Origin of the sequence: Kitasatospora sp. NPDC051164 (genome assembly GCF_044455625.1) — a bacterium.
In the GTDB taxonomy this organism is placed as follows: domain Bacteria; phylum Actinomycetota; class Actinomycetes; order Streptomycetales; family Streptomycetaceae; genus Kitasatospora.
In genome coordinates this window covers 1-11,510 of the sequence record NZ_JBITFB010000055.1, presented here as the reverse complement: position 1 = coordinate 11,510, position 11,510 = coordinate 1, and the positions used below count along the sequence as shown (strand labels likewise).

Sequence of the window (11,510 nt, the reverse complement as noted above, 5' to 3'; positions counted from 1 at the left end):
ATCCCGCGGGCGTGATCGGGCACCCGGCGGGGTCCTGGAGGTCGAACACCGGCCGTGTTCCCCCGTCGGCTGTGCGGCGGGCGAACGATCGGGGGCTTCGTCGAGGGTGCGGCTGGTTCAGCCGGCGATCTCCTTGGCGGCGCGAAGACCCGACCGGTAGGCGCCGTGGACGGTGGCGTAGTCCTTGCGGTCCGTCGCCTCGCCGGCGAAGTGCACCCGGCCGTCCACGGCGGCCGCGAGCTGGTTGCGCATGTCGGACGTGGCACCGAGCTTGGTGAAGGAGTAGGAGCCGCACGCGTACGGGTCGGAGGCCCAGCGGGTGATCTGGTAGTCCGTCGGCTGGGGGATGTTGCCGCCGTAGATAGTCTTCAGGGTGCCCATGGCACTATCCACGATCTGGGCATCGCTCCAGCCCTCGATGGTGCGGCCGAAGTCGGCGGCGTTGAAGCCGAGCAGCACCGGCTGGCCGGTGGGGCGGGCGACGTTAATCCACTGCGCCCACTGGCCGTACCTGTTCAGGTCCGGCACGTACTCCAGCCAGTCGGTGTCCGCCCAGAACACCTTGGGGAAGCGCAGGTAGCACTTGTTGAGCACACCCGTGCCAAGCTTGCCGATGGCAGTGGTCTTGGCCTGGGGCAGACCGGGGCCGAACTTCACCGCCCCGCTCTGCAGAACGCCCAGCGGCAGCGTGACCACCACGTGGTCGGCCTGGAAGGTACCCTTATCGGTGGTGACCGTCACGCCGCCGGAGTTCCAGTCGATCTGCTTGACGACCTGCCCTGTCTGCACCGACAGGCCCTTGGCGAGGTAGTCGGTAATGGCGCCGTAGCCGCCCGGGAACAGGACGTCCTTTCCCTTGATCTTGGCGTCGTCGTCGAAGTACAGGGCCGACATCTGGTCGACGCTGCCCGAGTACTCGTGCTCGTAGTCGTTCAGCGCGTAGGAGACCAGGGCCTTGTCGCCGTCCGACAGTTTGGACCAGCCCAGCGCGTTCTGGACGACGGTTCGGATCGAGGCGTCGTCGTCGTCCTTCTTCTGGAAGGACGACAGCGCGTTGGCCGTGGACTTCCGCCAGCGATCGAGAGCCTGGGCCTGGGCGCCCTCGATCTCGTGACCGGTGGCGAGGTAGTCGGTGACGCTTTCGAGGTCGGTCACCACGGTCTTCGCGCCGGCCTTCCCGGCCAGATCCGTGATCGGGTTCCCGTCGATGCCGTGGATCCACGATGCGCCGAGGTCGAGCGGCACCCCGGACCACTTCTGGCTGGTCCAGATGCGCCCGCCGATCCGGTCGCGCGATTCGAGCACCGACACTTCGTGCCCCTTGTCGGCCAGGTACCGGGCAGCGCCCAGGCCACTGATCCCCGCGCCGACGACGATCACCTTCTTGCGCCCGGACGCACCCGGTGTGCCGTTCTCGTCGCCGCTGTCCCCGTTGCCGTCGCAGGCGGACAGGGAGGCGAGAAGGGCGAGACTGGGCAATCCCAGGCCCACGCTCCGCAGGAAGTGCCGGCGATGCATCGTCATGGCTGTTGACCGATCTACTTTCTGACACGGGCCGATACGAGGGTGTCGCCGAACGCTCCGTTGCGTTCGTCGGGCCGCCCGTGGGCGAGGAAGCCGCGCAGGCTTCAAAGGGGCACCCCGTCTTGCCGGGGACGGCCTCCCGCACCGTGGCGGGCATCGGCTCGCCGGCCCACCGGCGTACGCCACATGGGATGCCGACCAGCAACAACCCGCCCCGCCAGTCGAGCGAGGCCGATGCAACAGAGAATACTTTGAAACAGCCATGTGTCAACAGAGGCATTGATAGCTGCATGCGACGATGCTCAGCGACGCAGCAGAAGTACCGGAGCCGCCCATCCTGGTCCTCACCAGGAAGCCCGGTGGTGTCACGTGTCCGGGCCGGCCAGCGGGAGGCGCGCGTGGACGGCGAAACCGCCGTCCGGGGTGGGGGCGGCGGCGAGGGTGCCGCCGAGGTCGTCGGCGCGGGTGCGCATGCCACCGAGGCCGTGGCCGCCGGAGGGCAGGTGGGTCTCATGGCTGCCGCCGCCGAGGGAGTTGACCACGGCGAGGCGCAGGTCGTCCCGGTTGATCTCGACGGTGACGGTCACCTCAGCGGCCGGGGCGTGCTTGTGGGCGTTGGTGAGTGCTTCCTGGACGATGCGGTAAGCGGCGTACTGGATGGCGGGGCTCGGTGCGGGCTGCCCGGGGGGTGACCCGGCGAGGATGAGGTCGACTGCGAGGCCGGCCTGCCGGGATTCGTCGACCAGGGCGGGCAGGCCGCGCAGCGAGGGAACCTGGTCGGGGGCTGGGGTGAGGCGCCGAGCAGTCCGCGCAGTTCGGTCAGTGCTTGGAGGCCGAGGGTTCGGATGAGACCGAGGGTCTGGCGTACGGCGTCCGGATCGTCGGCGTGGGCGATCTGGGCGGCGCCGGCGTGCAGGGTGATGAGGGAGACCCGGTTGGAGACGACGTCGTGCATCTCCCCTGCCAGACGGGCGCGTTCGGCGTCGGCAGCGCGTTCGGCGTCGTACTGTCGGGCCTCTTCCAGCAGGCGGTTGCGTTCCACAAGGACACCGACAGCCCGGGTGCGCTGGTGGGCGGGCAGGCCGAGGGCGAGCGGCACCGCACCGAAAACGAGCGGGTCCTCGACGATGCCGGCGAAGGCGGAGAGCGGGTGAGATCAGAGAGGTCGAACGGGATCAGCAGCCGGATCTCGGCGAGGACTGCGAGCACGGCCACGGTCCAGGTGGTGCCGCGCCGCGCGGCCAACCCGTAGAGCGCGACAGCGAGCGGGAGCGTGCCGCTCAGCAGGGTGATCACGGTGACCGTCGCTGGGGCCCGTCGGCGGAAGGCGAGGGCGAGCGAGCCGATGGCGATCAGGGCCGCATTGAGCGTGGTGGAGGGGCTGGGGCCGAGCTGTCGCCATTGGTCTGGGCGAGCGGGACGAACACCAGCAGGAGGATGACGGTCGGGCCGAGGGCGACGACGGTTCCGGCAGTCGTACCGGCAGGCTCGGCAGCGCATCAGAGAGGGCCGATCGCAGGTGTCCGGCGACGGGCGGCGGCTCGGGCTGCTGGTCGGAAGGCTGGTGCATGGCGGGCATGCTCCCACGTCGCTGGGTTCGTCGGCGTATCGCAGGCGCGCGTCCCGGACTGCGAGCGTTGCGTGGTTCCTCAACGCCGGGTTCGACAGGACGGCCGGACCCGAGACAGCCGGGGCGCGGAGAGCCGGCGCGCGTTTCCACAGAGTGTTCGATGCTCCGGCCGGTTAACTGGGCGGATGCTCAGAAATCGATGGCAGTGGCCGCGCGGCCGAGTGGGGATTGCATGGGCGGTGGGTACCGCTGTCGCGGTGATGGCGGTGGCATGCGGGATCGGGCTCGTCGCGTTCCTCTCCGATGTCAAGAGCCAGCCCGGAGGGACCAGCACGGGGGCTGCGGACGCTGCGGACCGGCTCTCGATCACTGCCTCGGTGCAGCGGGTCAACGCCGGGGCCGATGACCTGGACCTGCGGGTACTCGTGGTGCCGCACGGTGCGCTGAGTGCTGCGGATGGCGTATCCCCGACGCGCGACATCACCGTCTCGACCTCCGGCATCACCCGGGGGACGCTGACGTTCCCAGCGGGACAGCGGATCAACGCGCAGGACCTGCTGGTGGGCCTGGAGAGCGGCGAGTTCGCCGACTACCCCTTCGACCGGTACAAGGCCGAGATCTACTTCGCGGCCTCGGTCGACGGGAAGCCGGTCCCGGCCGAGGTGGAGCTGGTCGAGGCCGATCCGCTGTTCACGGCCCAGGCCGAAACCGGCGGGGACCGGCTGGCGCCGGGCTTCGACGTCGAGCTGAGGCGCTCCCGAGGCAACTTCACGATGGCCTGGCTGATGTTCGCGGTCATGTGGGCACTGGCCCTGGCGGTCGCGGCCGGGGCGCTGGTGATCGGGCGGACGCGCAAGGGGATGGTGTGGCCGGCACTGGGCTGGATGGCGGCGACCCTGTTCGCGCTGGCCGGCTTTCGGAACATCGCTCCCGGGTCGCCGCCGATCGGCTGCCTGCTCGACTACACAGCCTTCCTGTGGGCCGAGGCGATCGTGGCCTTCTCCGTGGTCTACGTGGTGCTGCGGGGCGCGCCGGTCGAGCTGACGCCGCCGCCTGCAGCCGAGGCGTGACGCTCCCCGCGGTGTGAGCCCCCGCCGAGACGCGCTCAGGCGGCCGCGCCGTACAGCAGCATCGCGGGAATGAAGCCCGACGCCTGGCGGGCGCCCATGTAGCCTTCCAGCGTCAGCTCCCAGGCGGTCTCGGCCAGGGCACAGAAGGTCGAGGCCAGCCAGGTGGCCGACATGTCCTTGCGTAACAGGTCGGTGCTCTGGCCGCGTTCGAAGAACTCGACGGTGCGGTCGAAGATCGCGTCAGCCCGGGTTCCGACCTCGGGCACGCCCAGGGCATCGGGCCGGGCGTAGACGAGGTTCCACAGCTGGGCGAACGGCGGGTACTCAGTGGCCATCGCCGTCAGCACCTGCCGCACGGGGGCGGTGTCGGCCTCGGCTCGGGACAGCGCCCGGTCGCAGTCGTTGAGGATCTTCTCCGTCATTGCCTGCACCAGGTGTCGGCGGGTGGGGAACAGTCGCACCAGGGTCGCCCGGCTGATGCCCGCCCGCTCGGCAACGACCTGCATGGACGCCGCCCGGTTCTTGGCAAGGAGCGGGATTGCCGAGTCCAGCACTTCCGCCGCGTCGGTACGCATCGCCGCGCTCGCCTCCATGCCGCCACGCCTACATTGACACAATAATGCCTCAAAATATTCTCTGATGTGTCCGCCTTGTCGCATCGAGACGGTGAGTGCGATCGCCACCCCGCGGGTGACCAGCCCTGTCGGCACCACCACACTCTTCTCACTCTCCGCACTGCCGCCGCCGGCGGGAAGGGCCGGGAACGACGAGCTGACCGGCGACGACTTCCGTGCGAGTGCCGGCGGCCGGCATCGGCCGCCGACCGGCACGCCCGGCACGCCCGGCCTTCCCTGGCACAGCGTCAGCCGGAGAAGTCCTGGGTCAGCCAGACAATGCCCGACCTGTCACGCATCACCGCGATGCCGATGTGGTGGTAACTCGAACTGAGGATGGCCTGGCGGTGGCCGTCGTTGGGCGGTTGTTCGGCGAGCATTCCTTTGGTCAGGCCGACGGCCATGTCGGTGACGCCGGCCACGGTGTTCGCGACGGGCCCGCCGGAGCCGATGCACTCGCCCCCGCCTCCCCACTTGTTGACGCCGGCCGCGGTGTACCGGCCACCGAGGTCGGCCTCGCCCGGACACTGGTGTTCCAGGCCACAGCCCGCGGCCATGGTCCTGTTGTGTGCACCCGCGCTCGTCTGCAGGCCGGTGCTGAGCTGGAGCGGGGGCAGGCTCTGGGCCGCACGGGCCTGGTTGATGAAGGTGAAGACCTGCGCTGCAGCCGCCGCTTCGGGGCTGAGGGCGGGCGGGTCCGTGTACGTGGGGGCGGCTGTGGGCCGATTCGCCGCGCTCGTGGGAGCCGCGGCGGAGCCGGGGGCGGGCGAGTTCGCCGCTCGCGCGGGGGTGGCGGATGTGCTGGGGGTGGGCGGGTTCGCCGTGCGCGTGGGTGCAACGGCGGGGCTGGCGGGGGAGGGCTCGCCGGTCGCGCTCGGCGAGGATGTCGGCGTTTGCTCTGACGCGGTCGCGGTCGCCGTCTCGGCGGAGAAGACATGGACGCTGCCGCCGGCATCCGTTGCCGCGAGGACGGGCTGCCGGTCCGCCGCCGGGGCCCCGCCGTCGGGGCCCTGAGCCAGCGTCCCGGCGCCCACCACTACCGCGGCGCTGACCGTGAGCGCGGCGGCCGCCAGCAGCGGCTTGGTGAACGGCCCGAGCCGGTGCCTTCCCCACCGCCCGTGGCCGCGGACCCGTCGATGGGACACCGGCCCGGTGCGTATCGACGAAGCCGCCACGGGGGCGGGGCTTCCCTCAGCGCCCGCGAGGACGAATGCCTGGTAGCCGAACGGCACCGGGACCAGGGCGAGACTCGCCAGCAGGCGCTCCGCCGGGACCAGACCCGCACCCAGACCGCCGCAGTACCGGCATTCGCGGGCGTGCCGGGCCAGCCGCTTGCGCCACAGCGCGCCCGGGCGACCGTCCCAGGGCTGCATGAGCCGGGCCAGTTCGCCGCAGCGGGGGTTCACGGCCAGCACGCGCACCAGCAGGCGCGCGGTGTCGAGCTGTGCCTTCATCCTGCCCACGCGGACCGTCGCGTGGTGGGCGTCCAGGCCGATCGCAGCCGCCAGCTCGGCCCGGGTCAGATGACCAGTGGCGACCAGCCACCACAGCGAGAGCAGCTCCCGGTTATCCTCGTCCAGCCACCGGGTCGCCTCGACGGTCTCCCGCCGCTGCCCGGACAGGCCCAGCTCGGTCAGCGTCAGATCCATGAAGTCCGCACCCGGATCCGCCACGTCCGCGAGTTCGTCCAGGGCACGCGGCGGAGCGGGGCGCGACTGGCGGTGCCTGCGAACCTGGTTCATCGTCACCGCGGCCAGCCAGGACCGGAACGCGTGCTCGTCCCGAAGTCCGGAAAGGCCACGGACGACGCGCAGCATCGTCTCCTGCACGACGTCGTCCACGTCCGAACTTCTCGGCAGGGCCCGGCCGACGATGTTGTAGACAAGCGGCAGGTACTGGCCCACCAGTTCGTCCAGCGCCTCCTGCGACCCGTCCCGAGCCGCCACGACCAACCCCGCGTCCACCACTGTGCGCGTCATCTCCGTGCTCCTTCGACCACTTCTGGCTCTGCCGTACATGGTCGGAGACCCTGCGATGTGCGCTGGGTAACAGAAAACGCGGATGCACTGCGACGGAGCGTACTTTCGCCACTCTCAGCGCATCAGGCGCCTTGGCAACATCATGCGTCTCTGCAGGTGCAGAGCAGCACCCTGCGGAAGGCTCCCCCTTCCCGCCCCGTCGGGCCCTTCCATGACCGAGCGTCATCCAACGTGAAGGTGCAGGTCACCGGGGCTGGCGCGGGCCAGGGCCGGGGCGTTCACGCCCGTCGGCGAGGCGGCGCGATCGCCAACAGGTGACCGCCCGTCAGCGCTGGACCTCGGCGTTCGCCAGCAGGAGCAGGACCGGCAGGAACATGGTTGCGCGACGGGTGTTCATGCGGACCCGGCTCATTGAGCCGGTTCGCAAGCATGAGGCAGCTCCACCACCGGTACCGGTCGGCGACCCCGGACCACCGCAGGCATAACCGGCTGCACTGCGCCACGCACTCGGGGGTCGGGAGCGCCGTCCGTTCCGGGCGCCGGGCGCGGTCAGGCGGCCGCGCCGTGGAGCAGAATCGCCGTGATGAAGTCGGGGGCCTGGCGGGTGCCCATGGAGCCTTCGAGGGTCAGCTCCCACGCGGTCTCAGAGAGACCGCAGAAGGTCGAGGCCAGCCAGGTGGCCGGCATGTCGTTGCGCAGCAGTCCGGCGCTCTGGCCGCGTTTGAAGAATTCGACGGTCCGGTCGAAGATCGCGTCGGCGCGCTCGCTGGCCTCGGGTACGCCCAGGACGTCGGGTTCGACGTAGACGAGGTTCCACAGCTGGGCGAACGGCGGGTACTCGGCGACCAGTGCGGCGAGCACCTGCTGCACAGGGGCGGTGTCGGCCTCGGTGCGGGCCAGGGCCTGGTCGCAGTCGTCGAGGATCTTCGCGGCCATGGCCTGCACCAAGTGCTGGCGAGTGGGGAACAGACGGACCAGGGTCGCCCGACTGATGCCCGCGCGCTTGGCGATGACCTGCATGGACGCCGCCCGGTCCTTGGCCAGGACCGGGATTGCCGAGTCCAGGACCTCTGTCGCGTCGGTGCGCATCGCCGAGCCAGCTCCCTACGCCTCTGTTGACACATTGATGCCTCAATGTATTCTCTGCAGTATCAGCCTCATTGTACTGAAGAGAGGGGTTGTCCGTTCCCCGCGGCCTGACCTACTCCTGGTGATGCGCGTCCCTTTCGCGTCCGCACCGTTTCCGCCGTGGAACCACCCGGCGCCTGACTGGAGCAGTGCCGCGAGCATCTGCTCGTCGGTGCTGCGGGCGCGTCCGGTGAAACGCCTCCAACACGCGCTGGAGCATGGCGACATCCGGTGGGCGGGCCTGGACCGCCGCTCGGGCCTCGCTATACCGGTGGCCGACCGTCGCCCGCCAAACCGCTTCCGCCTGCCTGGCCTGTGCCCGGATCTGCGCCAGCGTGGCGTCCGTCTCCATGGCCAGTCGCACCAACTCGGCCGGTGTGATCCGCAGCAGATCCCCGCGGCCCGGGCCCAGGTCGACTTCCACGCACGCGGGGCTTCCGCCCGCGGTCAGCTGCAGGCAAGGAGTGCGTCTGCTTGAGAGCGCAGAAGTCCGCCCAGGTACTGGAGGTCCGCTCGGGTGCCGGTGGGATGCCGGCAGTTCGGGGAACTTCCCGTCCCGGTCCCGGATCAGGAACCGCGCCCGACAGCCGGCGTCCTCGAGGTCCATGACGAGGTTCTTCGCCGCCTGTGCCACCCAGGACGCGGTCGGATGCGCGGTGGCGCCGAGGATCCGGATCCGCCGGTTGGCGTGCTCGATCACCGCGAGCACGTACAGCCGCGCCCCGGACAGGGCGACCGTTTCGAAGAAGTCGCTCCCTCAGGATCTCCCACACCGTGGACGCGGCCACCTTGACGCCGAGGACGAGCAGCTCGCCGTGCACGCGGCGGTACCCCCACCCCGGATTCTCCGCGGCCAGGCGCAGTACCAGGGCGCGGACGGAGCGCACGGTGCGCGGTCGGCCTGGGCGCTTCGGCCGGGACCGGGCGGCGTGATGATGGGTGACCAGGTCGCGGGGCCGGCGCAGCACGGTGTCCGGTTGCACCAGCAACCGCATCCTACGCAGCATCTGCACCGACAGGCCTTGCAGCAGTGCCGCCAGGAACGCCCGGTCGCTCGCTTCGAAACGGACCCGCCGTCCGCTCAGCTGCCGCTCCAGCACCGCGACCTGATGGCGCAGCGCCAGGATCTCCACGTCCTTCTCACGGTCACTCATCGGCAGCAGGCGCAGCAGCGCGAACGCGTTCGTCACACCCAGGTACGCCAGTCGTAGCAGCACGGCCGATCATCATGTCGCGGAGCTCGTCGACTCTGCCAGAGCGCCTACCCGGCTGACGAGGCCGGCACTTGTGCACCCCACCTCCCACCAGGCCGGATGAGGTTCTCGGCAAGGGCACCGACCGCACCATCGAGGAGACCTGCGAGCGGCTCCTGTGCGAGCTCCGCCACCCCGGCGACCACGGCGATGGCGCCCTCCTGGTCGCCCGGGTACGGCCCGACGGGTCGGGGCACGGCCCGTCATGAACGATGGAGCGGCCGGGACGCCGATCGGGTGAGGGAGATGGTTTCCGCCTTCCACTCCGCGACGTTTCGACTGCGGAGAGTGGTTGGTGCCCTAGCGTGATGACACACCATCCCCGAGCGCTGGTCCTGGCCTGGGTGGTCCGCCGTGGCCGAAAGGGAATGACCATGCACGTTGTCTCCAGCCGCACCCCGCTCACCAGGGCCGCCCTGGCAGCCTGCGCGGTGTCGGTGCTGCTCTCGCCGTCCGCGATCGCCGCCCGGGCGGAAGCCGGCACACCCGGGGGCGGCCGGGGCGCGGTGGTCACTCTGAGGACCGCGAGAGTCGGGGCACCCGGGAACCCGTCGGTCGCCGTGGTGCCGTTCACCGACGCGATCTACCAGTCCTGCGCCGACGCGCCGCCGGACTCGACGGACTGCCTGACGGTCGGTAGCGTCGGCGCACCCTACGAGATCGGACAGCTCGAGGTCACCGTGGGCCAGTGGGTGGCCTTCCTGAACACGGTCGACCGCCGCGGGCGCGATCCGCACGACCTGTACGACCGGAGCGAGAGCGCGGCGGCCTGGCCCAAGTACGGCCCGATCAACTTCTCCCCCACCGCAGCCGACGGCCACCACTACTCCGTGGCCTACCCCGAGTGGGCGGATAAGCCGTACGGCTTCGCCGACTTCCTCAGGGCGGCCCGCTTCGTCAACTCCCTCTACAACGGACGTCTGGTCTCCAGGCGGACCGACACCAGCGGCGGCTTCGAGTACGTCACCTACCAGGTGGAGCTATCGACGCAGACCGAACGCGGGATGTACGACCTCGCCCGGCCCGACGCCACCCGCGCCCACGACTCCGGCTTCGTGGTGCCCAGTCAGGACGAGTGGATCAAGGCCGCCTACTACGACCCCAACGGCGGCGGCACCTACTCCTACTGGAAGTATCCGACCAACCCCGGCGTCTTTGGCGACGGCGACGCGAGCGCACCGTCACCCACCGTCCTCGACCCCGCCACGGGCGACGTCACGAACGCCGCCGCCCAGCCGCTCGCCTCCTACCACGCCACCAACCAGCCCGCCCCGAGCTGGTGCCCCGGCCAGGTGCAACCGGCCGTCTGCTCGACCGTCAACCCCTTCGGACTGGACCCCCTCGCCTACCGCGCGTTCTACCAGGGCAGCCTCAGCACCGTCGGCCAGGCCCGGACCACCTCACCGTGGGGCACCCTCGACCAGGGCGGCAACGCGGTCGAGTGGACCGACACCATCACCCCCGCACCCGCCGGTGGCGACTCCGCCCGGGTCTGGCGCCGGCAGCACGGAGGAGTCTCCAACGCTCCGGCCTACCAGATGTGGCCGTCCGCCGTCGGTCTGGAACCACAGGACAATCCCTTCTTCAGCCACGTCTATCCCTGGCTCGGGTTCCGGATCGGCGTGATCGGCGACCGCAGCCCCTGGCCCGCCCCCTGACACCCTGACACCCTGTCGGCGCCGTCGGACGGCAGCGGCGCGGGCAGACCGCCACACCGGCGGACACGGCACGGACAGCGCCCCGGGCGCGCCGAAGCGACGACAACGGCGTGGCAGCACCCGGGGCTTGCGCGTGGAACATGGCGGGTGTCCACGCAACGAGGACCTTAGTGGTCGGCTCCGGAAGTCCTTCGGGGGTTGACCGAGCCTCAGGTGGTTGTAGTGCTTCGCGAATGCGCGAAGCACTACAACCACCATCGTTCCCATCAAGCGATGGACCAGACCGCCCCTGTCCGCACCGCACCGGCCAGCGCTGGCAGGTGACCTACCGTCCAGCCCTCGGGGCGGTCGACCCCACGTCGGCACCACATCTATGAACGGAGTCGGGAGTCATCCCGCCGCGCTCTACAGCCGTCCGAGGACCTCCAGCAGCGCCCCGCCCTGGCTGTTGACCATGTCCGTGGGCTCACTCTCGAAGGTTCTTCGACCAGTCGCCCCGAAAGCGATAAGTGGTTGTTGTCTTTCCGGTCTTGATGGCTGTGTTTCTGCTGGTCAGGCATAGGGTCGGTGACCCCGTGGCAGTGGTGACGTGTTGTGTCATCGCTCGGGTGGAGGTCGGGGATGCCGTCGGTCATGGGGCTGCTGGAACAGCGTGAGCTCACTGCTCGCCGCCGTGTGGACGAGCTGCGGGAAGAGGCTGACCGTATCCACGCT

10 protein-coding genes and 1 pseudogene are annotated in these 11,510 nt (G+C 70.2%); 4 read left to right on the top strand and 7 right to left on the bottom strand.

Annotated elements, in window-relative coordinates:
* Positions 1–117: 117 nt before the first annotated feature.
* From ACIBEC_RS44235 to ACIBEC_RS44225, 3 genes are all read right to left on the bottom strand, one after another.
* A complete protein-coding gene (locus ACIBEC_RS44235; RefSeq protein WP_360508386.1) occupies positions 118–1,524 on the bottom strand; it encodes an NAD(P)/FAD-dependent oxidoreductase in 1,407 nt (468 codons plus the stop codon).
* A 365-nt stretch (positions 1,525–1,889) separates the two neighbouring features.
* Complete coding sequence (locus tag ACIBEC_RS44230; RefSeq protein ID WP_360508440.1) at positions 1,890–2,162, bottom strand: ATP-binding protein; 273 nt, start codon at positions 2,160–2,162, stop codon at positions 1,890–1,892.
* Positions 2,108–2,446, bottom strand: a complete 339-nt coding sequence (locus ACIBEC_RS44225; RefSeq protein WP_360508438.1) for a hypothetical protein — start codon at positions 2,444–2,446, stop codon at positions 2,108–2,110. Before ACIBEC_RS44225 ends, ACIBEC_RS44230 begins: the two co-directional genes overlap by 55 nt.
* Here ACIBEC_RS44225 and ACIBEC_RS44220 point away from each other — a divergent pair.
* Positions 2,351–2,776 (top strand): hypothetical protein, encoded by a 426-nt coding sequence (locus ACIBEC_RS44220; RefSeq protein WP_360508443.1) that lies wholly within the window; start codon positions 2,351–2,353, stop codon positions 2,774–2,776. The two genes, ACIBEC_RS44225 and ACIBEC_RS44220, sit on opposite strands and share 96 nt — an antisense overlap.
* A 557-nt stretch (positions 2,777–3,333) precedes the next feature.
* Entirely contained in the window at positions 3,334–4,164 is an 831-nt protein-coding gene (locus ACIBEC_RS44215; RefSeq protein WP_360508383.1) for a DUF4436 family protein, read from the top strand.
* Positions 4,165–4,199: 35 nt separating this feature from the next.
* On the opposite strand, the gene ACIBEC_RS44210 is transcribed toward ACIBEC_RS44215, so the two are convergent.
* From ACIBEC_RS44210 to ACIBEC_RS44195, 4 genes and pseudogenes are all read right to left on the bottom strand, one after another.
* Positions 4,200–5,003, bottom strand: coding sequence for a TetR/AcrR family transcriptional regulator (locus ACIBEC_RS44210; RefSeq protein ID WP_396290587.1), 804 nt, complete (start codon positions 5,001–5,003; stop codon positions 4,200–4,202).
* 23 nt (positions 5,004–5,026) lie between these two features.
* The gene (locus tag ACIBEC_RS44205) at positions 5,027–6,757 is read right to left on the bottom strand and encodes a sigma-70 family RNA polymerase sigma factor (protein ID WP_360508377.1); all 1,731 of its coding nucleotides are present in this window, start codon (positions 6,755–6,757) and stop codon (positions 5,027–5,029) included.
* A 549-nt stretch (positions 6,758–7,306) separates the two neighbouring features.
* Positions 7,307–7,846 carry a TetR/AcrR family transcriptional regulator gene (locus tag ACIBEC_RS44200; protein WP_360508374.1) on the bottom strand — a complete coding sequence of 180 codons (540 nt, stop codon included), beginning with the start codon at positions 7,844–7,846 and terminating at the stop codon, positions 7,307–7,309.
* Between the two features lie 574 nt (positions 7,847–8,420).
* Positions 8,421–9,102: pseudogene (locus tag ACIBEC_RS44195) on the bottom strand (integrase); the annotation flags it as partial.
* Positions 9,103–9,170: 68 nt separating this feature from the next.
* Between ACIBEC_RS44195 and ACIBEC_RS44190 the strand changes: the two are divergent.
* Together ACIBEC_RS44190 and ACIBEC_RS44185 are read left to right on the top strand one after the other, a co-directional pair.
* Positions 9,171–9,347 (top strand): hypothetical protein, encoded by a 177-nt coding sequence (locus ACIBEC_RS44190; protein WP_360508371.1) that lies wholly within the window; start codon positions 9,171–9,173, stop codon positions 9,345–9,347.
* 165 nt (positions 9,348–9,512) lie between these two features.
* Complete coding sequence (locus ACIBEC_RS44185; protein ID WP_360508368.1) at positions 9,513–10,796, top strand: hypothetical protein; 1,284 nt, start codon at positions 9,513–9,515, stop codon at positions 10,794–10,796.
* The last annotated feature ends 714 nt before the right edge of the window (positions 10,797–11,510 follow it).

What these genes read in the sequence shown, in the direction of transcription:
- ACIBEC_RS44235 (WP_360508386.1), bottom strand. Translation starts at nt 1,524, where the DNA reads ATGACGATGCATCGCCGGCACTTCCTGCGGAGCGTGGGCCTGGGATTG.
- ACIBEC_RS44205 (WP_360508377.1), bottom strand. Translation starts at nt 6,757, where the DNA reads ATGACGCGCACAGTGGTGGACGCGGGGTTGGTCGTGGCGGCTCGGGAC.
- ACIBEC_RS44200 (WP_360508374.1), bottom strand. Translation starts at nt 7,846, where the DNA reads ATGCGCACCGACGCGACAGAGGTCCTGGACTCGGCAATCCCGGTCCTG.
- ACIBEC_RS44185 (WP_360508368.1), top strand. Translation starts at nt 9,513, where the DNA reads ATGCACGTTGTCTCCAGCCGCACCCCGCTCACCAGGGCCGCCCTGGCA.